The organism is Metabacillus crassostreae (assembly GCF_016908395.1).
GTDB lineage: Bacteria > Bacillota > Bacilli > Bacillales > Bacillaceae > Metabacillus > Metabacillus crassostreae.
In genome coordinates this window covers 749,948-775,309 of record NZ_JAFBDU010000002.1, presented here as the reverse complement: position 1 = coordinate 775,309, position 25,362 = coordinate 749,948, and the positions used below count along the sequence as shown (strand labels likewise).

Sequence of the window (25,362 nt, the reverse complement as noted above, 5' to 3'; positions counted from 1 at the left end):
TATAAAATAGTAAAACCATAATCTGAGGATCATCAGCCTGAAAGATACATTTACACGACAAAGGTATCTAAAAACTGTAGGTCCTCGTTTCTTCAATTAATAAGGAATTACGAACTTGATTTTAAAATTTATTAACCCAGAACAAAATGAGAGGAAGCGTGATCTTGATGACAACTAACCTTAATCCAACTACTGATTGGCTAACAGACGTGAATGTGTTTGCAGTAAACCGTCTTCCTGCACATTCAGATCACTTTTATTATGAAACTTTAGCGGAGGCAAAGTCAGCTTCTTCTATGAAAATGCGATATGACTTGAATGGACAATGGAAATTTAATTATGCGATTAATCCTGCAAATCGACCAGAGTCTTTTTATCAAGAAGACTTTAATTGTGCTGGCTGGGGTGATATTCGTGTTCCTGGACATATTCAATTACAGGGTCATGGCAAACCACAATATGCGAATACTATGTATCCTTGGGATGGTCATAATGATATCCGTCCACCTGAAATTCCTACTGATCATAATCCTGTTGGAAGTTATGTAAAGTATTTCAACGTTCCTGAAAATATGAAGGAAAAGCCTGTTTTTATATCTTTTCAAGGTGTTGAATCAGCATTTTATGTTTGGCTAAATGGTCAATTTATTGGCTATAGTGAGGATAGCTTTACACCAGCAGAGTTTGAGCTTACTCCTTTTCTAAAGGAAGGAGAAAATAAATTAGCGGTGGAAGTGTATCAAAGAAGCACAGGCAGCTGGCTTGAGGATCAAGATTTCTGGCGTTTTTCAGGGATTTTTAGAGATGTATACCTATATACTGTTCCAGAGATTCACGTATATGATGCGAATGTAAAAGCAACATTAGATGAAACATTTACGAATGGGACACTTAAAGCTGATCTGAAATTATTGTTAGCAAATAGTGGATCTAAAGTGGTTGCAGAATTATTTGATCATAAAGGAAAGTTGATAGAATCTGCAACAGCTTCAATTGAAGGGGAAGAATCTAGCTTCTCTATGACAGTTAACAAACCAAAGCTTTGGAGTGCAGAAGAGCCTACACTTTATCAATTATATATCCAATTATTCAATGAATCTGGTGAATTAGTAGAGGTTATTCCACAAAAGGTTGGTTTCAGAAGATTTGAAATGGTAGATAAGATCATGAAATTAAACGGTAAACGTATTGTTTTCAAAGGTGTCAATCGTCATGAATTCAATTATCGAAGCGGACGTACGATTTCTAGAGAAGATATGCTATGGGATATTAAAACATTGAAGCAAAACAATATTAATGCTGTTCGTACATCACATTATCCAAATCAAAGCTATTGGTATGAATTATGTGATGAATATGGAGTTTATGTGATAGATGAAATGAACCTAGAAACACATGGTTCATGGCAAAAGATGGGTGCTGTTGAGCCTTCTTGGAATATTCCAGGTAATAAGCCAGAGTGGCAGGATATTGTTCTAGATCGTGCTATATCTATGTTTGAAAGAGATAAAAACCATCCATCTATTTTGATATGGTCTTGTGGAAATGAATCATATGCTGGAGAAGTAATTTTGAATGTGACAAAGTACTTTAAATCAGTTGATGATAGTCGCCTTGTGCATTATGAAGGAGTGTTTTATGACCGAAACTATAATGACACAAGTGACATGGAAAGTAGAATGTATGCTAAGCCGGCTGATATAGAAAAGTACTTAACTGAAAATCCTGAAAAGCCTTATTTAAGTTGTGAATATATGCATGCAATGGGGAACTCTTTAGGTGGAATGAATTATTACACTGAACTTGAAGATAAATACCCAATGTATCAAGGTGGATTTATTTGGGATTATATTGATCAATCACTTATAAAAGAAGATCGTTATGGTAAAGAGTTTCTAGCATATGGTGGAGATTTTGAGGATCGACCAACAGATTATGGCTTCTGTACGAATGGAATTGTTTATGCGAATCGAGAGGTTTCGCCAAAAATGCAGGAAGTGAAATACTTATATCAAAATGTAAAGCTTAATGTAGATCAAACTGGTGTGACGATAACCAATGATAATCTTTTTATTGATACATCAGATTATTATTTAGAGTATAAATTGTTGCTTGATGGAAAAGAAATTTATCAAAATAGAAGTAATGTCGTTGTTAAGCCTCAATGTAAAGAGAGAGTTGAATTTGAATTACCAGAAAAGGTATTACAAAACTCTGGTGAATTTTGCTTACATGCTGCACTTAAATTGCAGGAAAATACTCTATGGGCACAATCTGGACATGAGGTTGCTTTCGGTCAGTTTATTATGGAAAAACAAAAAGAAGAAAATCCTATCACTTCATCTAGTGAACAATTTAGAGTTGTTGAAGGTGATGTAAACATTGGAGTACATGGTAGAGACTTTACGATTATGTTTTCAAAGCAAGTAGGTAGCTTAGTTTCTGTTAACTATTCAGGCAAAGAAATGATCGCATATCCACCTGCACCACTATTTTGGAGAGCAACGACTGATAATGATCGTGGCTATGCTCAAACTTTTAACTCAGGAAGCTGGTATGCTGCAAGTTTAGCTAGAAAATGTACAAATATTGAATTAAAGCAAGAAGGAAATAAAGTACAGGTTATATTTACCTATAAATTTTCTATATCTGCAAAATTAGAGGTGAAAACGAATTATACAGTTACCTCTGATGGAAGCATACATGTTAAATCATCTTATTATGGTGCAGAAGAGTTACCACAATTACCGATCTTTGCGCTATCCTTTAAAGTTCCAGCAAAATATGATCAGCTAGAGTGGTATGCAATGGGACCTGAAGAAAATTATTCTGATCGTTCGATGGGAGCGCGTCTTGGTATCTTTAAGAATACTGTCGAAGATAACCTATCGAGCTACTTGAATCCACAAGAATCAGGAAATCGTACAGGTGTCCGTCAATTAAGTGTTACAAGCAAGTATGGAGATGGAATTAAAGTATCATCTGTTGGAGATCCAGTTGAGTGTAATGTTTCACCTTACACAGCCTTTGAATTAGAAAATGCTACTCATCATTATGAGTTACCAAATGTTCATTACACAGTAATAACTGTAGCAGGAAAGCAAATGGGTGTTGGTGGCGATGATAGCTGGGGTGCACCAGTACATGATGAGCATTTGCTTAAAGCGAATGAGGACATGGAGTTTGAGTTTTTAATCCAACGTGTTAATTGTTAATTATTTAAAAAGTTTGTCAAATTCAAAAAAGAGCTTGGTTTGTTCAAGCTCTTTATTTTTTGTTAGTGAAAGAAACAGATCGTCAAAGGAGCTGGATAAAGTGTATTTATATATTAATGAAGAAAAGAAACAATTTCATTTAACAAATGGAGAAATAAGTTATCTGTTTCATGTTTTGAAAAATGGCAGCTTAGGTCAGTTATATTATGGTAAGGCAATTAGACATCGAGAGGATTTTTCTCATTTTCAGGTTAACCATATTCCAACTCCAGCTAGTTGTCATTATTACAAAGAAGATCCGGCATTTTCACTAGAAACAACAAGACAAGAGTTTCCTGTTGCAGGAAAAGGAGATTTTCGAGAAGCTGCAATTGAAGTTGAAACACGTGATGGTCGAATTGGAAATGAATTTATCTACCAAGGGTATGAAGTGACGAATGGGAAGCCTAAATTGAAGGGACTTCCAGCAACTTATGCTAATGAAGAAGAAGCAACAACTCTGACAATAACATTAGTAGATAAAACGATAATGACGAAGGTTTATTTATCATATACAATTTTTCATCACTATCCAGTAATAACAAGAAATGTGAAAATGCAAAATATCGGTGATGACCAAATCTTTATTAAAAAGTTAATGAGTGCCTCTATTGATTTACCTGATGATGATTATTCTATGATTCATTTATCAGGAACTTGGTCAAGGGAGCGACATATTAAAGAACGTCAGCTCGTTCAAGGAATTCAATCGATTTCTAGTATTAGAGGAGCAAGTTCACATCATGATAATCCGTTTATTGCATTAAAAGGAAAACAAACAACAGAGCATGAAAATGAAGTGTATGGATTTAATTTTGTTTATAGTAGCAACTTTTTAGCTCAAGTCCAGGTTGATCATTATCAAACATCAAGAGTGATGATGGGAATACATCCACATCAATTCAAATGGAAGCTTTCAGAGCAAGAGAGCTTTCAAGCTCCTGAAGTAGTAATGGTGTATTCAGATAAAGGGTTAAATGGAATGAGTAAAGCATTCCATGATTTATATCGAAATCACTTAATTCGCGATCCGTGGAAAACTGAGGAAAGACCTGTTTTAATAAATAACTGGGAAGCAACTTACTTTGATTTTGATGAAGAAAAGCTAGTGAATATAGCAAAAAGTGCTAAAGAGTTAGGAATTGAGTTATTTGTATTAGATGATGGCTGGTTTGGAACTAGAAATGATGATACCTCATCACTTGGTGATTGGTTTGAAAACAAAGCTAAATTACCAAATGGACTAGAATCATTATCAGATAAAATTGATTTACTAAATATGAAATTCGGTTTGTGGTTTGAGCCTGAAATGATTAATCCAATTAGTCAATTATATAATGATCATCCTGACTGGGTTGTTGGTAGACAAGGAGAGCATTTGACTCTTGGTCGAAATCAATTAGTTTTAGATTTTTCTAGACATGAAGTAGTAGATTTTATATATGAAAAGATGGCTGGTATTATTAAAAAAACAAAGCTCTCTTATATAAAGTGGGATATGAACCGAAACATTACGGATGCTTTTTCACAAGCACTTAGTCAAGATCAACAAGGAGAGTTTTTCCATCGTTATATTTTAGGGGTGTATTCTCTATATGAGAAGCTAACTGAGGAATTCCCAGATGTTCTATTTGAATCATGTGCAGGTGGTGGTGGTCGTTTTGATCCAGGTATGTTCTATTATGCACCACAAGCCTGGACAAGTGATGATACAGATGCAGTTGAACGATTAAAAATCCAGTATGGAACTTCATTAGTGTATCCAATCTATAGTATGGGTTCACATGTTTCAGCTGTACCAAGCCATCAAACATTACGCAACACTCCAATTGAGACAAGAGCGAATACAGCATACTTCGGAACATTTGGTTATGAATTAAATCCTCTCGAATTAAGTGATGAAGAAAGAAGTGTCATTAAGAAGCAAGTTCAATTTTATAAGAAGCATCGAAAACTGATTAGAGATGGAGATTTCATTAGACTAAAAAGTCCGTTTGAAAACAATGAAACTGCGTGGATGATTACTTCAAAGGATAAAAAAGAGGCATTGGTTGGGTGGTACAAAGTACTTGCAGATGCAAATCCAAAGAAAGAACAAGTACTTCTTTTAAAAGGACTAGAAAAGAACTTACTTTATGAAATAAATGGAGAAAAAGAGAGCTTCTATGGCGATGAATTAATGTATCGCGGATTGCCTTTACCGACGGAATTTAATGGAGCAAATGGGTCATTTGCAAAACGCGGAGGAGATTATCAATCTGAAGTCTTTTATTTAGTAGGCAAGTAATAAGTTAAAAGAGGATCGGCTCAATTGAGTCGGTCCTCTTCTTTATCTTTTTCAAAATGTAAGTAAATGCACGGGAATAGTGCATAAATCAATTTAATTAAACGTTTGTTTAAGTATTTTTAAGCTCAACTTTTCTAAGAATTTAATTTAATGAATAAAATGAGTCGTTTCTCTAAAACTATTGATGTTAATATCTGCATTTTATATCAAGTGTAAAAGCTATAATAAGGACTGTTTATTTTAGAGGTTTTAAAATAATTAACATTACAATAATTGATATCGTTATTCGTTTTCACGTAGAGGAGCTGAATGAAGTGACATGGACAATTAGTAGAAATGAGTTGTCTCAGCAAGAGCTTTTGAATTTAGAGAGCTTATTTTCATTAGCAAATGGCTATATCGGTGTTCGTGGCAATTTTGAAGAAGGTTATGGTAGTGAGATGAATTCCATTCGTGGAACATATTTAAACGCGTTTCATGATATTACTGAAATTAATTATGGTGAAAAGTTGTACGCTTTTCCTGAAACTCAGCAAAAGTTGGTTAATAATATTGATTCCCAAACTATCGAAATCTACTTTGAAGAAGAACGTTTCTCCCTTTTTGAAGGAGAAGTAATTTCTTTTGAGCGTTTTCTTTATTTGGACAAAGGCTATACAGAAAGAGTGATTACTTATAAAACAAAAAAAGGACAGCAAGTTAAATTACGTTTTAGACGTCTTGTATCTTTTTACATAAGAGAGCTGTTTGCCATTGAATTATTGATTGAGCCTGTAGATTTTACAGGTACAGTTAAGATTGTCTCTAAAGTAGATGGTGATGTATCAAATTATGTTAGCCGGAATGACCCACGTGTTTCTGAAGGACATGCCAAGTTATTGTCTGTTGAAAAAGTAGGGCATGATGAAAGTATGATGTTTGTAGTAGATAAAACAGGAACATCTAATTTAGAAACAGCTTGTACAACAAAACACCAACTATCAATTGGATCAAATAAGGTTGTTGAGGAAGTTGATGTAAAGGAAAAATCTATTGAAGTTATATACTCATTTGAGCTGACAGAATCTATCACTTTAACTAAGTACAATGTATATACAGATACATTAAGACATGAAAATGACTTAATAAAAAAAGGAAAAGCTATTCATGAGAACCTAGCAACAATAGATTTTAATACATTAATTGATGAGCAAAAGCAATATCTTGATGAATACTGGCAGGTTGCAGACATAAAAATTGGTGGAGAAGAGAAGCTTCAAGAAGGAATTAGGTTTAATCTTTATCATTTATTGCAATCAGCAGGAAGAGATAAATATAGTAATATCGCTGCTAAAGGTCTTTCTGGTGAAGGTTATGAAGGGCATTTCTTCTGGGATACTGAAATTTACATGATACCTGTTTTTTTATTAACGAAACCTGATTTAGCGAAAAGCTTGATTCTTTATCGTTATTCGATTCTTGATGGTGCAAGAGAGCGTGCAAAAGAAATGGGTCATAAAAAAGGAGCACTATTTCCATGGAGAACAATCTCTGGATCAGAATGCTCTGCTTATTTTCCCGCAGGAACAGCACAATATCACATAAGTGCTGATATTGCTTACAGCACTATTCAATATTATTTAGCTACACATGATGAGCACTTTATGATTGAGTACGGTGCAGAGCTATTAATTGAAACCGCAAGACTTTGGATTGATACTGGACATTATTATCATGATACATTTCGAATTGATGATGTCACAGGTCCTGATGAGTACACATGTCTTGTTAATAATAACTACTATACAAATGTTATGGCAAAGCATAATTTAAAATGGGCGGAAATTGCCTGGAATCTTGTTAAAGAAAAAGATAAAGCTGTACTAGAAGAATTGAAGGAACGTATCAATGTGTTGGATACTGAACCAGACCAATGGAAGCAGGCAGCAGAAAAGATGTATCTTCCCTTTGATAATGAATTAGGAATTAATCCACAGGATGATACATTTTTACAAAAGGATGTATGGGATCTAAACAATACACCGAAAGATAAGTTTCCATTATTACTACATTATCACCCTTTAACTTTGTATCGCTATCAAGTGTGTAAGCAAGCAGATACAGTTCTTGGTCACTTTCTTTTAGAGGATGAACAATCATACGACACAATTAAAAATTCGTATGATTATTATGAAAACATAACAACACATGACTCATCACTATCATCTGCAATCTTTAGTATTATGGCAGCGAAGGTAGGATATAAAGAGAAAGCATATGATTACTTTATGGAATCTGCCAGACTTGACCTAGATAATACTCACGGTAATACAAAGGATGGTTTGCACATGGCCAATATGGGTGGAACGTGGATGTCAATTATCCATGGCTTTGGAGGAGTGAGAATCAAGGAAACAGGATTGTCATTAAGTCCATCGTTGCCTGCTCAGTGGTCACACTATGAATTTACACTGCTTTATTTACAAAGAAAAATTTCTGTAAAGATAAATAAGGAAGATGTTACATTGATACTTCTTGAAGGACAAGATCTAAAGGTAAAACTTTTTAATAATGAGCTTTTGTTAAATAAGGGAAAAAACAAAACAATAAAAATATCAAATTAGGGGGTAGTGATGAATACTTTTAAAGCATTTATTTTTGATTTGGATGGTGTTATTACAGATTCTGCAGAATATCATTATTTGGCTTGGAAAACACTTGCTGATGAATTAGGGATTACTTTTACTAGAGAATTAAATGAGGAGTTAAAAGGTGTATCGAGGATAGATTCTCTTGAAAAAATCCTTGAGTTTGGGAATAAGCCTGCTGAGTTTACTAATGAAGAAAAAGAAGAGCTCGCTAAGAAAAAAAATGAGCATTATGTACAACTAATAAAGAAAATCTCACCGGCTGATATTTTACCAGGAATTGAGAAGCTTCTTTTTGAAATCAAGTCTGCTGGTTTAGGCTTAGGGTTAGCTTCTGCTAGTAAAAATGCTACAGCAGTTCTAGAATCACTTAATTTAAAGAAGAATTTTGATATCATAGTAAATGTGAATGTGTTAAAGAAAGGTAAACCTGATCCTGAAATATTCTTAAAAGCAGCAGAGTTACTAAATGTTCAACCAGATAATTGTATCGGTGTTGAAGACGCTATTGCTGGAGTGGAATCGATAAAGTCTGCAGGGATGTTTGCGGTTGCGATTGGACCGAAGAATCATTTTCCGTCAGCAGATATTGTTTATCAAACAACAGCTGAGCTATCGTATATTGAGATCACAGAAAAATTTATAAAGAGATGATGGGTGTGTTTAATGTATGGTTGAAGAAAACAGACTACGTGCTGCTGAACGAGAGTTAAATAAGCTCAAGCAAAGAGTTCATGATCATGAATGGCGTTTACAGTATCATGTTGCACCAATTGCAAATTGGATGAACGATCCAAACGGTTTTTGCTTTTTTAAAGGTGAATATCACTTGTTTTATCAGCATCATCCTTATAAGCCTAAATGGGATTCAATGTACTGGGGACATGTGAAAAGTAAGGATCTGGTTAACTGGGAACACCTTCCTCCTGCTTTAGCTCCAGGAGAATCATATGATAAAGATGGTTGTTTTTCTGGGAGTGCAATTGAAAAGGATGGGAAGCTCTACTTAATGTATACAGGGAATGTATGGACTGGTGAGAATTATGACGAAGATCTAAAACAAGTTCAAGCACTTGCTGTAAGTGAGGATGCTGTCCGGTTTGAAAAACTGGCAGAAAATCCTGTTATTTCAGAGGCTCCTAAGGGAGAAGATATTCATCCATTTCACTTTCGTGATCCGAAGGTCTGGAAGCATGAAGAAAACTATTATTGTGTTTTAGGCTCCAAAACAAATGATAATATTGGACAGGTTTTATTATATTGTTCAAAGGATTTATTGAATTGGGAGTTTATAAACATTCTTGCTAAAGGTGAAGGGAATTCCGGCTATATGTGGGAATGTCCAGATCTAATTAAGTTAAATGGTAAGGATATTCTGATTATGTCACCACAAGGTGTAAAGCCTGAAGGAAATTTATATCAAAACCTACATCAAGCAGGATATGTTGTCGGAGAACTGGATTATGTTAAAGGTAAACTTACATATGGTGAATTCGAATTACTTGACTATGGATTTGATTATTATGCACCTCAGACAATGCTTGATAACCAGGATAGAAGAATAGTCATAGCATGGATGGATATGTGGGAAAGCGAAATGCCAACACAAGAGCATGGTTACTCAGGAGCAATGACTCTACCTCGTGTATTAGAACTAAAAAACAACAAGCTTATTACAAGTCCTGTTAAAGAAATTGAACAGCTAAGAACAAATGAAGTTTCATATGAGCAGCTTAAATTAATGAATGAAATGTCTTTAACTGCTGTCGAAGGGGATTGCATAGAGCTTGATGTTACCTTCGAAATGAAGCAGCCAGCAACATTTGGAGTAAGGCTTCGTGTTGATGATTTCTTAGGTGAAGAAACAGTTTTAACTTATTACGGTCAAAAGGGTATTTTAGAGTTTGATCGTAATGAGTCAGGAAAAGGTCCTGGTGGAGTTCGCAAAACGAAGATTATACTAGAAGAGAACAAATTACATTTAAGAATTTTTATTGATAAATCATCTATTGAAGTGTTTATTAATGAAGGTGAACAGGTGATGACTGGGAGGATTTATCCTAGTATCAATAGTAATAAAATCAGCTTTTTTTCTGATGAAGAAATCGAGATTAGTTCATTGAAAAAATGGGAGTTAAAACGATCGATTTAAGTGACTTGCCTTGATGGTGAGATTTCATTTAGATGCTTAAAGAAATCGTTCATAAAGACAAATCTACAATTAATCAGTTTAACTGGAGAAACAAGTTCGTTCCATTTCGCTGCAGACACTCGCTTTCCACGGGGAGGAAGCTGAGCCTCCTCGCTATGCTTGCGGGGTCTCAGCCTTTCCTCTATTCCCGCAGGAGTCAAGTGTCTTCCGCTCCATTCCACTATAGTGTGCTTCATAAAGGTATAAACCTTGAAAAAATACAACTCTTAATATTAGTTAATTATTTTTGCTGTCTATAATTATTGTTATATGAAGAAATAGACAAAACGAGATACGTAATTAATGAATTGTTAGGTTGCAACAAATCCGTTTGCTTTCGCTGAAGGACATATTTCGCCGGGGCGGAAGTCAAGTGTCTTCATCTACATGACAATATAAAAAATCAACAACAGCATCAATCTTTGTTAAAATTTCCCTACTAAAAAAAGTGTTGGTAATAATCTATTTATCGGATGAAAAACAATATTTTATTGCAAAACAGTATTTTTTAGAAGAAAAAGTCCTGCTAAAATTTCACAAGAATTGTTTCCATTAACAACAAAAATTCACTGAAACATCCTTACCAAAACATAAATCTTGTTTAAACAGAGCTATATATAATTTATAATTACATGGGGTAACGACGTTTAGAAAAATTTGTATTATAGCTTGCTACATTTATAACATCAATGATACATAACATAAATCCTACTAATAATTTCAGGGAAGGTAGAATGATATGAAAGAATTGAAATTTAAATCATACAAACAGTTTCAGCAGTTTATTGAGCACAAAGCAATGGAAAAGGCTGTAATGAAGGAATTACAAGATGAGGAGCTCTCAAATTTTGTCAAAGAATTTAGTGATAAATCAAACAAAATGTGGCAGGAAAATGAGTGTGATGCAGCGATAGAAAAGCAAGGCTATGTTGTGATTAATGTTTGGAAAGATGAGGTTGGAAAGCGAAAAGTAGGCAGAGGTCGCCCCAAAAAACCAGAGTCAGAAAAATATAATCATACGATTCATGTTAGATTAGATGATAGTACATATTCAACACTTACTACTTTTTGTAAGGAGCATAATTTAGAAGTTTCAGAAGCAATTAGAGATATGATCAAGAAATTATGATAGTTTTATTGTTAAACTGTAGTGGCGAATGATTTACTATTCTATTAACATATTTCTACTAAAGAAACAATCGGCAATTTATGACAAAAAACGATTCCTATGTTACAATTTTTTAAAAATTAATAATAGGAGTAACTATGAATATTTATCACGATGTACATCAGTCAGATCCTTGGATTAAGTTTTTTATTAAATTCAGATGGTTGTTCTATATGTTAGCAGTTATTGTTATATTAATAGGAGGATTTTTCCATTGTCATAGAAGCTTAGTTGTTGTTTATACCTTAGTTATGCTTTTATTAGGTCTTATTTATAAAAGTAAAATCATATTACTTATGCAAAGTGCTTTAGTAACAACAGCTAGATTTATTTTTGATCCTGAAAGTGTTCCTTACATAGAATCTTTTATCATTCTCTGTTTAACATATTTTGTAACAGGGTTAGTTGTATCAATATTAGTCAGTAATAATATAAGTCAAAAGAAGATAAATTTGGATTTAACAGTAAGTTTTTCAAAGCTGTTAGATTCTAGAGATAAATATACAGCTTTACATTCAGAAAATGTAGCAAAATATTCACGAATGATTGCAGAGGAATTGAAATTACCGAAACAAACCTGTGAGACAATTTACTTGGGAGGCCTCTTACATGATATTGGGAAAATTTCGATACCTGAAGCAATCTTAAATAAGCCTGCAAAATTAACTCAAGTTGAATATGAAATTGTTAAACAACATCCTACAACAGGTTATTCTATCATTAAAGATATCCCGAGTATGATGAAAACAGGGGTGCTAGATATCGTTTTATATCATCATGAGAGGTACGATGGCACTGGATATCCTAAAGGACTAAAGGGTGAGAATATCCCATATTTAGCAAGGATAACTGCTGTAGCCGATGCCTTTGATGCGATGATTTCCAAACGTGTTTATAGAGATAGAAAAGAAATGATCTATGTTATAGAAGAATTAAAGAAAAACAGAGGAATACAATTTGATCCAGAAATCACTGATATCTTCATAACATGTGTTGAAAGAATGAAGGATACATTTATTAATCCTAAGGAAATTAACTAATCACCTTATTCGGTGTTTTCTATCAAAGGTAGATATAAAGATAGCTGTATATCTATCTTTTGCAGATTAGTAAAAATGTGTATTTTATGTGAAAAGTACATATTTGATAAAAAAATCTGAAAATAAACCTTTTCACATTTTATTTTATGTGTTACATTAAATACTGTAGTTGATAATCAGTCTCACTAATAGCGAAAAGGAAAAGCTTGAGTAATTTACAAGTTATTTTTTTTGGTCACTATTGATAATGATTATCAAAATTAATTACATAACCTATTTTAAGGGAAGTTAGGATAGAAATGGCAAAATTAATTTTAAGCATCGCTTTGATTCTTCTATCATGCTGCTCGATTTTTATAGGTGTCTTAGATTTAACACCAAAGGATTTATTTCAATTAACTGATGAAAAAACACAAATTCTTTTGTTAAGTCGAATACCTAGATTAATCAGTCTTATTATCGCAGGTGTAAGCATGAGTATATGTGGTCTTATCATGCAGCAGCTTACAAGGAATAAGTTTGTTTCACCTACAACTGCAGGAACAATGGATTCTGCTAGATTAGGTATCTTAGTATCTATGTTAGTATTTACCTCTGCAAGTCCAATCGAGAAAATGATTGTAGCCTTTATATTTGCACTAGCAGGCACATTTATTTTTATGAAGATACTAGACAAAATTAAATTCAAGGATACAATCTTCATCCCACTTGTTGGACTTATGTTTGGTAGCATTATTGGCTCAATTACAACTTTCTTTGCGTACAGATATGACTTAATTCAAAATATTGGATCTTGGTTGCATGGAGATTTCTCTCTTATTATGAAAGGGAGATATGAACTATTATACATAACGATTCCATTTGTCATTTTAGCCTATGTATTTGCTAATAAATTCACAGTTGCTGGAATGGGTGAAGATTTTTCGAAAAATTTGGGTCTCCACTATCGTAAAATTGTGAATATTGGTCTTGTCATTGTTGCTCTTATTACAACAAGTGTTGTTCTAACTGTAGGAGTCATTCCTTTTCTCGGATTAATCATTCCGAATATTGTTAGTATCTATCGAGGTGATCACCTGAGAAAGAGCTTGCCTGAAACAGCACTGTTAGGAGCAGTATTTGTTCTACTATGTGATATTATCGGCCGAATCATTATATTCCCTTACGAAATATCAGTTAGTGTCATTGTTGGAGTAATTGGAAGTGTGATTTTTGTGTACTTGTTAATGAGGAGAAGGGCATATGCGTAGGAAATCTCTAATACTACTAGGAATGGTCATGATCGCAGTAGCGTGCTTTATTTTTTACGATATCGGACCAAATATAGATTATGTCCTTCCTAGAAGAATAACAAAGGTTGCAGCGATTATTGTTACAGGTGCAGCGATTGCCTTTGCAACTGTTATCTTCCAGACGATAACAAATAATAGAATATTAACACCAAGTATTATTGGACTTGATGCCTTATATATTCTGCTACAAACAATTATTATCTTTGTTGCTGGATCGATGTCATTTTTCATTTTAAATGATTATGTGAATTTCTTACTTGGCGTCGCGTTAATGGTTATCTTTTCAACATTGCTGTTCGGTTTCTTATTTAAGAGAGAACAGAATATTTATTTTCTATTATTAATTGGAATTATTGTTGGTACATTATTTGGAAGTTTGTCTACATTCATGCAAATATTAATTGATCCAAATGAATTTTTAATGGTTCAAGCAAGAATGTTTGCTAGCTTTAATAACATTCAAACAGATTTATTATTGATTTCTTTATTATTAATAGGAGTTGCACTCATATTTTATTGGCCAAATCATAAGTATTTAGATGTGCTCTCACTTGGCAGAGAACATGCAATCAACTTAGGTGTAGATTATGATTTAGTTGTAAAAAAGCTATTAATTGTTGTATCAATCTTAATTGCTGTTTCAACTGCATTAGTTGGACCGATTACGTTTCTAGGATTACTTGTTGTAAATGTAACTCATGAATTTTATAAAACGTATAAACATAAGCATTTAATTGTTGGCTCCATCTTAATTAGTGTTTTAGCTTTAGTTGGTGGTCAATTCATTGTAGAAAAGATCTTTACGTTTTCAACAACGGTTAGTGTTATTGTAAATTTTGTGGGAGGCGTTTATTTTATCTATCTACTATTAAAGGAGAATCGATCATGGTAGAGGTAAAAAAAATAACCAAAAAATATGGACAAAAATTAGTAGTAGATGATGTCTCACTACACATTAAAAAAGGTAGTATCACTTCATTCATTGGTCCGAATGGTGCTGGGAAAAGTACAGTACTATCAGGTATCAGTCGCTTGATTTCAATGGATGAAGGAGAAATATATATTGGTGACCAAAATATACAGAAAACAAAAACAAATGAGCTTGCCAAACAGATATCAATATTAAAGCAAACAAATTCTATTAATCTACGTTTAACAGTTAGAGAGTTAGTGAGCTTTGGGCGATTTCCATACTCGCAAGGGCGCTTAAATGATGAAGATTGGCAAGCAGTCGATGAAGCTATTGCTTATATGGGACTTAAGGACCTTCAGGAAAGGTTTTTAGATCATTTAAGTGGAGGGCAGAGACAAAGAGCTTATATTGCGATGGTCATCGCACAAAATACAGAGTATGTCTTATTGGATGAACCACTTAACAATTTAGATATGAAACATTCTGTCCAGATTATGAAAAACTTGCGTAAGCTAGTTGAGGATCTCGGTAAGACAGTCATTATTGTTCTACATGATATCAACTTTGCTTCCTGTTATTCTGACTATATTGTTGGATTGAAAGATGGCAGGGTTGTGCGAGAGGGTACAAAAGATGAAATGATGGAAACCCATGTTTTGAAAGAAATTTATGATATGGATATTCCAGTTCAAACAATTAATGGACAAAAGATTTGTGTGTATTTTACTTAATGGTAATAACGATTTTGATCTGTAGGGGGGGAACCCCTTTATTTTAAAGATGTCATTGATAATGATTATTATTATTAAAACTATGTTAAAGCTTAATGCTGATTTTTAGCACATTGTTGATTGGAGTGAAAGGCATGAGACTCCTGCGGGAGAAGCGTGCCAAAGGGAGACCCCACAGGCGCGCAGCTTACGAGGAGGCTCCCGGACCGCCCGCGGAAAGCGAATGCCTGTAACGGAAATCAACAACAAAGTTTAACAGTGCCATTATTAAAACTACAGAAACAAAATCTATTATAAAAAAATTATATGGGGTGAATTAGATGAAAAAATTATTTTCATTATTAATGGTAGCATTATTTGTATTTGTGGTTGCAGCTTGTGGTGCAGAAACAACTAGTGAAGAGCCAAAGGCAAAAGAAGAACCAGCAACTGAAACAGCATCAGAAGAAACAACAGAAGGTGCAGAAGCAAAAAGTGAAGAAATCACGATTACACACCAATTAGGTGAAACAACATTAATGACAAATCCTGAAAAAGTCGTTGTTTTTGATTTTGGTATTCTTGATTCTTTAGATAAATTAGGTGTAAATGTTACTGGTCTTCCACAAGAAAATATTCCAGATTACTTATCAAAGTATGAAGGTGACGAATATACAAGTGTTGGTAGCTTAAAAGAAATTGATTATGAAAAACTAAGCGAAGTTGCACCTGACTTAATTATTATTTCTGGTAGACAAGGAGATTTCTACAAAGAATTATCAGAAATTGCTCCGACAATCTTCATGGGTGTTGATACGACTAATTATATGGAATCATTTGAAGAGAATATGAATACATTAGGTAAAATCTTTAATAAGCAAGAAGAAGTTGAAACAGAAATTGCATCTATAAAAGAAACAATCTCTTCTGTAGGTGAAGCTGCAGCTGATAAAAAAGCTCTTGTAGTTCTTTTAAATGATGGTTCTATTAGTGCATATGGCTCTGGTTCACGTTTTGGTATTATTCATGATGTAATGGGTGTTCCTGCAGTTGATGAAAACATTGAAGCTTCAACTCATGGTCAAAAAGTAACATTTGAGTATATTGTTGAAAAAGATCCTGATTACTTATTTGTAGTAGACCGCACTGCTGTAGTTGGTGGAGAAACATCTGCTGAAGAAGCGTTAGAAAATGAATTAATTCAAGGTACAAAAGCATATAAAAATGATAATATTGTTTACTTAGATCCTGCTATATGGTATTTATCAGGTGGCGGATTAGTATCTGTAGCAGAAATGGCTAAAGAAATAGAAGCAGGATTACAATAATTACAATATGAAAAGTAAGCTGACTAAATTTCGATTTAGTTGGTTTGCTTTTTTTATTTATCTATTTTTCATAGTGTGTGTAATTAGGTTACATGGGAGCTGTTTATACATATAGACAGAGAAAATAGCCTTGATTTTAGAGAGATAATCACTCTATTTTTGGCATTTTTGTGTTACGATAATTTTGTAAACTATCTGACATTAGGATGAGCCTAATAAGGAGTGATTATTAATTATTAACGTAGATGAATTGTTTAAAGAATACAGCTCTTCTTTTATTGAAAGAGAAAAAAGAAGATTAAAAGAACTATATAAACTCAATCTTATATATACTCCAACTGAAGATTCCTTCGATCGAATAACAAACTTAACAAGTAGACTGTTTCAAGCACCTATTGCACTTTTTACATTGATAACAGAAGAAAAGCAGTGGTTTAAGTCTTGTGTTGGTATTTCTGATGACCTAAAAGAAGAAAGATCAACAGAGCGAAGTGCCGCATTTTGTCACTATGTAGTTGTAGATAAAGAACCCCTAGTTGTGAATGATACATTATTAGATGAACGATTTAAAAATAATAGATTCGTAAAAGAAAAAGGGTTTCGTTTTTATGCTGGAGCACCAATTATTACGAAAAATAATAATGTATTAGGCTCACTTTGTATATTGGATTATAAGCCAAGGGATATAAGTAGTGAAGAACTTGCTATCTTAATAGACTTAAGTAAGTGGATAGTTACCGAAATAGAACTTCGAACAGATTTAATGGAAAGAACATTAAATGAAAAGTCGATTAGTTCACTGTATGAAATTACGAGTAGTAATAAATATACATTTCAAGAGAAATTAGATCAATTACTAACTTTGGGTTGTGAACGGTTTAAGCTCCCAAATGGTTTAATTTCTCGTGTTGATGATAATAATTATAAGGTAATAAAAGAGAAATCAAAAACGGGAGTCTCACGATATGCTGGAGAGATTTTTGCATTAAACGAAATTTGTGCAATAAAAGTTGTTGAAGAATTAAAGCCAATACACCTCAAACAAGATTATTTGAAGAAAAGTAATTTTGTTGGAATAAAGGAATATGTAGGGGCACCTATATTTGTAAACAAAAAGCTTTATGGAACATTTTGTTTTTTTACGGAAGAAGATGTTATTAGTAAAATAAACACATCAGATCTCGAATTTATCCAATTGATCACACAATGGGTTGGAAATGAGCTTGAAAGATTGCAAACAGAAAAAAACCTCAAAGAAAGCCAAGAAAGGTTTCAACAAATAGCAAACAATATTAATGAAGCTTTTTGGATTTATGATCTAGATGAAATGAGATTATTATATAGTAGTAAAGTTATGTCTGAAATTTCAGGCTTGAGAGATGAAGAATTCAATTCCCTTCATGCATGGTATGATTTAATTCACCCAGAAGATAGAGAATATGTTCAAAATCAAATAAAAAATCTAACAAATAGTATTGAATATGATTTTAGAATCATTAAGGGTGATGGACAAGTTCGTTGGATACGAAGTCGAATAGTTCCTATCTATAATGAAGCTGGGAAGAAATATCGTTTAGTTGGTGTAGCAGAGGATATAACAGAAGCAAAGTTAAGTCGTGATCTGCTGCGAAAATCTGATAAGCTTGCAGCGGTTGGTCAAATTGCAGCAAGTATAGCACATGAAGTAAGAAACCCATTAACAAGTATCAAAGGTTTTTTTCAGCTATTACAAGAGAATCAAATGCCATACCAGGAATTGATTTTATCAGAGTTTAATCAAATTGAAGAATTCATTAATGAAATACTAATCCTTGCTAATTCACATATAGAAACGAAGCGTGAAAAAAATAAAATCCATCACCTTATAATGGATGTAATAAATTTACTAAGAAATTCAACAGAACATCTAAATATTGAATTTTCGTTAAATGGAGATGAAAACTTACAACCAATTAATAGTAATGAGCAGCAAATTAAACAGGCTTTACAGCATGTTATGAGCAATGCAATTGAAGCGATGCCAGCTGGTGGGATTGTGAATATAGATTTTGGATTGGAAAACTCTGAATATATCTATATAATCATTAGCGACAGTGGTGTAGGGATTCCAGAAGATCGAATTGCCAAGCTTGGTGAACCTTATTATTCAAATAAAGAAAAAGGTAGTGGGTTAGGATTAATGATAAGTTATCGTATTATTCAAAATCATCAAGGACAAATTCATTTTAAAAGTCAATTAGATATTGGTACAAGCGTAAAGATCTTATTACCAATTTCGTAGAGCTTAACAACATAGGGTCAGACCTCTAACTTAAAGGTCTAGGCCCTTTTGGGTTCCTGTAATTTTCTAATAACGAATCTGATTTTGAGTGAGACTTATAGAGATTGAAAACACATATTTGAATTTTTTTCAAATAAGCCTATAAGAGATTCAGTTAAATAGTTTAATAAGTTACAATAGAAAAGAATTAAGTGCTTGTTTTGTAGAATTATTACATACATTTTGATATATCGATCCTATTGAAGTTTACTTCAAATTTTAAAATATGAATCAATTAACATTTTTTATTGTGAATATCTTTCTAATATCAATGAGATAGAGAGATTGTAAAGGAGGATATAGTATGTCAAATGTAACAGAAGGGCAAGGGATTATAGAACATGATAATAAAGCTAACCACCTTGTTCCTTATATCGTTGGAATTGGTGCATCAGCAGGAGGGCTTGAACCTATTGAGCAGTTTTTTCAATCAATTAAAACTAATATAGATGCTGCGTTTGTTATTGTTCAACATTTATCATCACAGTATAAAAGCTTTATGCCAGAGTTATTGAAAAAGCATACCGACATGAAGGTAATTCAAGCAGAAGAAGGAATGGTTTTAAAAGCTCGCACAGTTTATTTATGTCCACCTAATCACTATATTTATATTAAAAATGAGGGTGTTTTTCAACTAGAAAAATACGATAAAGATAAAGCGATTAATTACCCGATCAATGGTTTTCTTACTTCTTTAGCATCATATGCTGAAGAACGGGCAATAGGAGTTATTTTTTCTGGTAAAGGATCCGATGGGACGAAAGGCATGAATGATATTCATGAAAAAAGTGGTTTATGTCTTATTCAAAATAAGACAGCTAAATATTCTGATATGCCTGAAAGTGCTATAAAATCAGGAATTGCAGATTTCGTCATAAGTCCATCAGAAATGCCAGAGCATATTATTAATTATATTGACGCGAAACCAGTAAGTTTTAATGAATCCACTTTAAATCAGGTTTTAGTGATGATACAGAAGAAAAGTGGTATTGACTTTTCAATGTATAAAAGGAATAGCGTTATTCGTCGTATTGAGAGAAGGATGTCTCTCAATGAACAGTCTTTTGAAACACTAGAGGATTATAAAAACTATCTCTTGGAAAATCCGCGGGAAATTAGGTATCTACAAGAAGATTTATTAATTGGAGTAACTCACTTTTTTAGGGATACTGAGGCTTTTACCTATTTAAAACAAACATTAATACCTACAATGGTTGATGATAATTTGGTTAAGGGTCGCAAAAAAATGAGGATATGGGTGGCAGGTTGTTCAACAGGACAAGAAGCTTATTCATTAGTTATCCTATTTAATGAAGAAATTGAGAAAAGAAAATTAGATATGGATTTGCAATTATTTGCAACAGATATTGACCGTGATTCTGTAAAATTTGCTAGCCAAGGCTGTTATTCAGAGCAAATTGTTACAACAATTCCTCAAGATCTTTTGTTAAAGTATTTTGATAGAGATGGTAGTGATTATCAAGTAATACGAGAAATAAGGCAGAAGATTGTATTTGCCCCACATAATATGATTAAAGATTCTCCTTTTGTTAATATTGATATGATAAGTTGTCGAAATGTCATGATTTATTTTCAAACAGAGCTACAGCAAAAGGTATTATCATTGTTTCATTTTGCACTAAAGGAAAAGGGTTATTTATTTTTAGGACCTAGTGAAACAATAGGAAAGCTATCAAGCTTGTTTGGTCCAGTGAACGGTAAATGGAAGATTTTTTCTAATAATTTAATGGAACAAAATCAGCATTTACCACATGCATTACTTTCAACAAAGAATTCACAGCGTGACAATAGCAGAGATAAGTTAACTATTGAAACATATAGAGATAATCAACATTATCATTATGCTGATGAACTTTTCAATTCATTGATGGACGAACTATTGCCACCATCAATTATTATAAATGAACATAATGAAGTCGTCATTTCATCAGGAAATGCTGGAGCATATTTAAATCTTCCAAAAGGAAAACTTAACTATAATATATTTAATATGCTTCCTACCAATTTATCTGTTGCCATTGGTACTGCGATTAAAAGAGCACGTCAAGATGGAAAAGAAATTAAATACGAAAACCTTTTACTTAATAAAAGTGAAAGCAAACAGGTCCAATTGGTTGTTAAACCGTTATCTAATGTAAAAAAGGATTATATTGCTTTATTTATAGAAGAACATCGACCAGAATCTACAATTAAATTTAAAAATGACTCTATTTTATTTGATCATGATACAGCATATAATCAACGGATCTTTGACTTAGAGCAGGAGCTTTATTATACAAAGCAAGGCTTGCAGACAACAATAGAGGAATTAGAAACCTCTAATGAAGAGCTTCAAAGTACAAATGAAGAATTAATAGCAGCAAATGAAGAGCTTCAAAGCACAAATGAAGAAATGCAGTCTGTTAATGAAGAATTAATTACGGTTAACACTGAATATGAGAAAAAAATAGCAGAGCTGACAAATCTAAATAATGATATGGATAATTTATTAATCAACACTAATATAGCAACCATATTTTTAGATAAAATGTTAAATATTAAGCTATATACGCCAGAGTCCACGAAAATTTTCCATCTTATTGAGCGTGATATTGGACGTCCGGTTCATCATATTTCACATCGTTTAGATTATGAATATTTAATGAATGATATTCAGGATGTATTAGTAACAGCCAAAACAATTGATAAAGAATTACCTTCAAAAGATGGGGAATGGTTTCATATCAAAATAATGCCTTATCGAACAAATCATAATTTAATAGAAGGTATTGTTATAACGTTCGTAGATATTTCGGCCATTAGAAAAGTAAATCGTGAACTTCAGCTAAGTAAACAAGCAATTGAACTAAGCCCAGCGAATACGGTTGTTACAGACTTCCAAGGAAAGATCGAGTATGCTAATAGTAGATTTGCTGAACAGCTTGGCATTAAATCACACGAGGTTATCGGAAAAAAACTAAAGGATATTTATGCAGAATATTTCAAGGGTAGTGAGTTTGAAGCATATTGGAAGAAGGTAAGAGCAGGGGAAGAATGGTCTGGAGAACTCTCTTATTTTGGGAAAAACGGTGAACAATTCTGGGAGAATTTAACGCTAATTCCCGTTGAAAATGAGGAAAATGAAGTTGTTCAGATTCTACGTGTTGGTGAAGATATCACGAAGAGAAAGAGCTCTGAACAAATGTTAATTAAATCTGAAATGCTTTCAGCAGTTGGTCAGCTTGCTGCAGGAATAGCACATGAAATCAGAAATCCACTAACATCACTAAAAGGTTTCTTGCAGCTAATGACACAAACCAAGTCTTATAGTGAGGAATACGCTGAGGTCATGATGTCAGAGTTTTTAAGACTAGAAGAAATTATTAATGAATTCCTTGTTCTTTCTAGATCAAAGTCAGTAACATATCATGAAGTGAATGTTAACAAGATTATTAAGGATGTTTCGAAGATTTGGGAAACTCAGGCTATCCTTAATAATGTATCAATAAAAACGAAAATTGAACCGGTTCTTTTTACAGTAAATGGTATTGAAAATGAATTGAAGCAGGTTTTTATAAATATCGTTAAGAACGGAATAGAATCTATGGAAGGTTCAGCAGGGATACTATCAATTGAAACCCGACAAATTGAAAACGATAAAGTGTTAATTCGTTTTCAAGACCAAGGAAAGGGAATACCAAAGGAACAGTTGGAAAAAATGGGAGAACCTTTTTATACAACAAAAGAAAAGGGAACAGGATTAGGGTTAATGGTTAGCTTAAAAATCATAGAAAGTCATAATGGGGAAATTATCTTCTTGAGTGAACTAAATAAAGGCACAACAGTTGAAATAACTTTACCTTTATCTAGCTCAATCAAAGCGGTCTAAAAGAGGTATTAATGTAAGGTAGAAATCAATTGAAGAACGTAAATCGTTTAGTTCATCAATAATCACTTCATAATGATCACTTTTTCCGCTTTCAATAATATCAGGCCGAATTAGGCTTAAAAGATCTTCAATTTTCTCGAGCTTATTGGGAAGAGCTTTTAAATTATCTGAAGAGCTTGTTAAGTGATATAAGTCAGTATCATTTAAGAAAGGCTGAAACAAAGAAAGAATTTCCTTTCGATGATGATATTCGAGCTTGTCCTTGTCAGTCACCATGAGTTGCTCACGTAGCATATGAACTTGGTGGCTGACTTTTTTTAGGTTGTCCTTTAAAGGAATACAAACAATATATAAATTTTCATCATTCGTTTTTGTTTGGTATAACTCAAAGAGCTCAATCTCATTATCACAAGTTATCAGGTTGGCCTCAAACTTTTCTTTTTCGTTCGATTGAAGAAAATAGGAAACTTTATTCTTACTATCAATATCCACTAGGTGGAGGAAATTCTCTTGGTTTGGAAATAGCTTTCTCACTACAGACGAAGTTTGTAAAATATCAAGTTGTGAATTAAGTATAAAAACTGGAACTGGTACATTTTCAAGTGAGAACATTTTGTTCACCACACCTTTTTTAAGTTATATGATTGTAATGAAATATTAATATGCCTTTTCAAGAACCTTTTGCTCTGTTATCCAGCTTGATAGTTTCTCTAAATTTGAAATAACTATTGCATTTTTGGGTATGAAATTCGTAAGATCATATTTTACGGAAAGTCTACTGCCTACAATAATTGTAGGTTTATGATCCAGTTCTGCTAGAGAAGTAATATAATGTGATAAATTCTTTAATTGATTGGACATCGTAAGTGAAAGACAAACAACATCAGGTTTCGATTTGTTTGCAAAATAAATAGCATGCTGAAGTGGTAAATTAGGTCCTAAATATTTTACATTCCAATTATGTTCTTTGAAAATGTTAGCCGCCATTTTGATTCCAATATAATGCTCTTCACCCTCAAGACAAAATAACATAGCTTGTTTTTGCTGATGGTTATCATGTTCTTTAAATAATAACTGAAGCTTAGTAATAATAAAATCAGCAGTTCCAGTTGCTAAATGTTCATCTGCAATACCTATCTCATCAATTTCCCAAAGATAACCTATATAATATAATGCATCTTTTATGATTTTTTCATAAATATATAAAGAAGAATATCCATCTAAAAGTAACTTTTCTACTAACTTATAGGAACTAGCAGTATCACCAAGTAAGAGGAAATGAGCAAACTTTTTTGTTAAATCAGTCAACTGATTTCATTCCTTTCTAACTTAATCTAGTACCTATTATACTAAATATCTACTAAACTTCATCTATATAATACTTGCAAATTAAGGATATCTCAGCTCTATTCTTGTTTAAACATATCATGATTTTCTTTACTTTGCTAATAAGAATACTCAAACTGATGATATCCTTAATTCCTATGTTTTATCTATGGATCTTTAAGAACTAAGTATTGTAGGGATTTAATTAAACGTTTGTTTAAGTGAATAACGACATTTTTTCTAGGTATACTAATTAAATCAAGATCAATATGCTCAACAGTAAATGATGTTAATGAAGTTCACAGTTTGAGTTGTAAGTGAAAATGTCGTTATGGAGGAAATAATGAAAACACTCATTATTCTAGCACACCCATGTGAGGATAGTTTTAATAGAGCAATCTGTGATGAAGTAAAACAGCATTTAGAGTTTAAAAAACATGAAGTGAAAATTCGTGATTTATATAAATTGAAGTTTGATCCAGTTTTAAAGGAAGATAATTATTCGAGCTTTTATCAAACCGAACTTCCAAAAGACATAAAGGAAGAGCAGGATTATATTACTTGGGCTGAAAATCTAGTTATGATCTTTCCAACTTGGTGGAATGGGATGCCTGCCATACTAAAAGGTTATATTGATCGAGTGTTTACAAATGGTTTTGCCTTTAGATTTACTAAAGGCGAATCCGAAGGTCTTCTTAAAGAAAAGAAAGTAGTTGTTTTTCAAACAACAGGTCAACAAGAGGATATAATGAAACCTAATCAGCTAGTATCATCAATGGAGACAGTAGTTGATGTTGGAATTTTAGATTATTGTGGTCTTGATGTAATCACACATAAGTTCTTTTTTTCTGTACAGCATATTAATAAAGAAGCTAGGGAAGTTATGTTAAAAGAAGTAAATGGAATAGTTGATATTTTATAGTCACACTTTATTAGTCGAGGTGGATTTTTTTGTCCATTTAAATTAATAGTCGGTGTTAAACTTTGTTGTTGAGTACTGCCAAATCTTTACGAAAT

Annotated in this window: 16 protein-coding genes; 14 read left to right on the top strand and 2 right to left on the bottom strand. The window is 32.9% G+C overall.

The features are described 5' to 3' along the window. The first annotated feature begins 167 nt into the window (after positions 1 to 167). The 13 genes from lacZ (at position 168) to JOC75_RS11255 (ending at position 23,019) form a co-directional block, all read left to right on the top strand. Positions 168 to 3,215, top strand: coding sequence for a beta-galactosidase, LacZ type (gene lacZ, locus JOC75_RS11315; RefSeq protein WP_204954235.1), 3,048 nt, complete (start codon positions 168 to 170; stop codon positions 3,213 to 3,215). Positions 3,216 to 3,315: 100 nt separating this feature from the next. Beyond that, the gene (locus JOC75_RS11310) at positions 3,316 to 5,541 is read left to right on the top strand and encodes an alpha-galactosidase (RefSeq protein WP_204954141.1); all 2,226 of its coding nucleotides are present in this window, start codon (positions 3,316 to 3,318) and stop codon (positions 5,539 to 5,541) included. Between the two features lie 314 nt (positions 5,542 to 5,855). Further along, positions 5,856 to 8,144, top strand: a complete 2,289-nt coding sequence (locus JOC75_RS11305; RefSeq protein WP_204954140.1) for a glycoside hydrolase family 65 protein — start codon at positions 5,856 to 5,858, stop codon at positions 8,142 to 8,144. A gap of 9 nt (positions 8,145 to 8,153) precedes the next feature. Then, positions 8,154 to 8,822, top strand: a complete 669-nt coding sequence (pgmB, locus tag JOC75_RS11300; protein WP_204954139.1) for a beta-phosphoglucomutase — start codon at positions 8,154 to 8,156, stop codon at positions 8,820 to 8,822. A gap of 16 nt (positions 8,823 to 8,838) precedes the next feature. Then, positions 8,839 to 10,320 (top strand): glycoside hydrolase family 32 protein, encoded by a 1,482-nt coding sequence (locus tag JOC75_RS11295; protein ID WP_204954138.1) that lies wholly within the window; start codon positions 8,839 to 8,841, stop codon positions 10,318 to 10,320. A gap of 778 nt (positions 10,321 to 11,098) precedes the next feature. Further along, a complete protein-coding gene (locus tag JOC75_RS11290) occupies positions 11,099 to 11,488 on the top strand; it encodes a hypothetical protein (protein ID WP_204954137.1) in 390 nt (129 codons plus the stop codon). A 137-nt stretch (positions 11,489 to 11,625) separates the two neighbouring features. Beyond that, a complete protein-coding gene (locus JOC75_RS11285) occupies positions 11,626 to 12,567 on the top strand; it encodes an HD-GYP domain-containing protein (RefSeq protein ID WP_204954136.1) in 942 nt (313 codons plus the stop codon). Between the two features lie 299 nt (positions 12,568 to 12,866). Then, a complete protein-coding gene (locus JOC75_RS11280; protein ID WP_204954135.1) occupies positions 12,867 to 13,817 on the top strand; it encodes an ABC transporter permease in 951 nt (316 codons plus the stop codon). Next, positions 13,810 to 14,751 carry an iron chelate uptake ABC transporter family permease subunit gene (locus JOC75_RS11275; RefSeq protein ID WP_204954134.1) on the top strand — a complete coding sequence of 314 codons (942 nt, stop codon included), beginning with the start codon at positions 13,810 to 13,812 and terminating at the stop codon, positions 14,749 to 14,751. Before JOC75_RS11280 ends, JOC75_RS11275 begins: the two co-directional genes overlap by 8 nt. Further along, the gene (locus JOC75_RS11270) at positions 14,745 to 15,503 is read left to right on the top strand and encodes an iron ABC transporter ATP-binding protein (RefSeq protein ID WP_204954133.1); all 759 of its coding nucleotides are present in this window, start codon (positions 14,745 to 14,747) and stop codon (positions 15,501 to 15,503) included. Before JOC75_RS11275 ends, JOC75_RS11270 begins: the two co-directional genes overlap by 7 nt. Positions 15,504 to 15,823: 320 nt before the next feature. Beyond that, a complete protein-coding gene (locus tag JOC75_RS11265) occupies positions 15,824 to 16,810 on the top strand; it encodes a siderophore ABC transporter substrate-binding protein (RefSeq protein ID WP_204954132.1) in 987 nt (328 codons plus the stop codon). A gap of 250 nt (positions 16,811 to 17,060) precedes the next feature. Continuing rightward, positions 17,061 to 19,091 carry a GAF domain-containing protein gene (locus JOC75_RS11260; RefSeq protein ID WP_204954131.1) on the top strand — a complete coding sequence of 677 codons (2,031 nt, stop codon included), beginning with the start codon at positions 17,061 to 17,063 and terminating at the stop codon, positions 19,089 to 19,091. A 343-nt stretch (positions 19,092 to 19,434) separates the two neighbouring features. Beyond that, positions 19,435 to 23,019: a CheR family methyltransferase gene (locus JOC75_RS11255; protein ID WP_204954130.1), complete on the top strand. Its 3,585-nt coding sequence runs from the start codon at positions 19,435 to 19,437 to the stop codon at positions 23,017 to 23,019. On the opposite strand, the gene JOC75_RS11250 is transcribed toward JOC75_RS11255, so the two are convergent. Both JOC75_RS11250 and JOC75_RS11245 read right to left on the bottom strand, forming a co-directional pair. Then, entirely contained in the window at positions 23,002 to 23,631 is a 630-nt protein-coding gene (locus JOC75_RS11250) for a hypothetical protein (protein WP_204954129.1), read from the bottom strand. The genes JOC75_RS11255 and JOC75_RS11250 overlap by 18 nt on opposite strands. 45 nt (positions 23,632 to 23,676) lie before the next feature. After that, positions 23,677 to 24,327 (bottom strand): cobalamin B12-binding domain-containing protein, encoded by a 651-nt coding sequence (locus tag JOC75_RS11245; protein WP_204954128.1) that lies wholly within the window; start codon positions 24,325 to 24,327, stop codon positions 23,677 to 23,679. A gap of 361 nt (positions 24,328 to 24,688) precedes the next feature. Between JOC75_RS11245 and JOC75_RS11240 the strand changes: the two genes are divergently transcribed. Continuing rightward, positions 24,689 to 25,267: an NAD(P)H-dependent oxidoreductase gene (locus JOC75_RS11240; RefSeq protein WP_204954127.1), complete on the top strand. Its 579-nt coding sequence runs from the start codon at positions 24,689 to 24,691 to the stop codon at positions 25,265 to 25,267. Positions 25,268 to 25,362 lie beyond the last annotated feature (95 nt).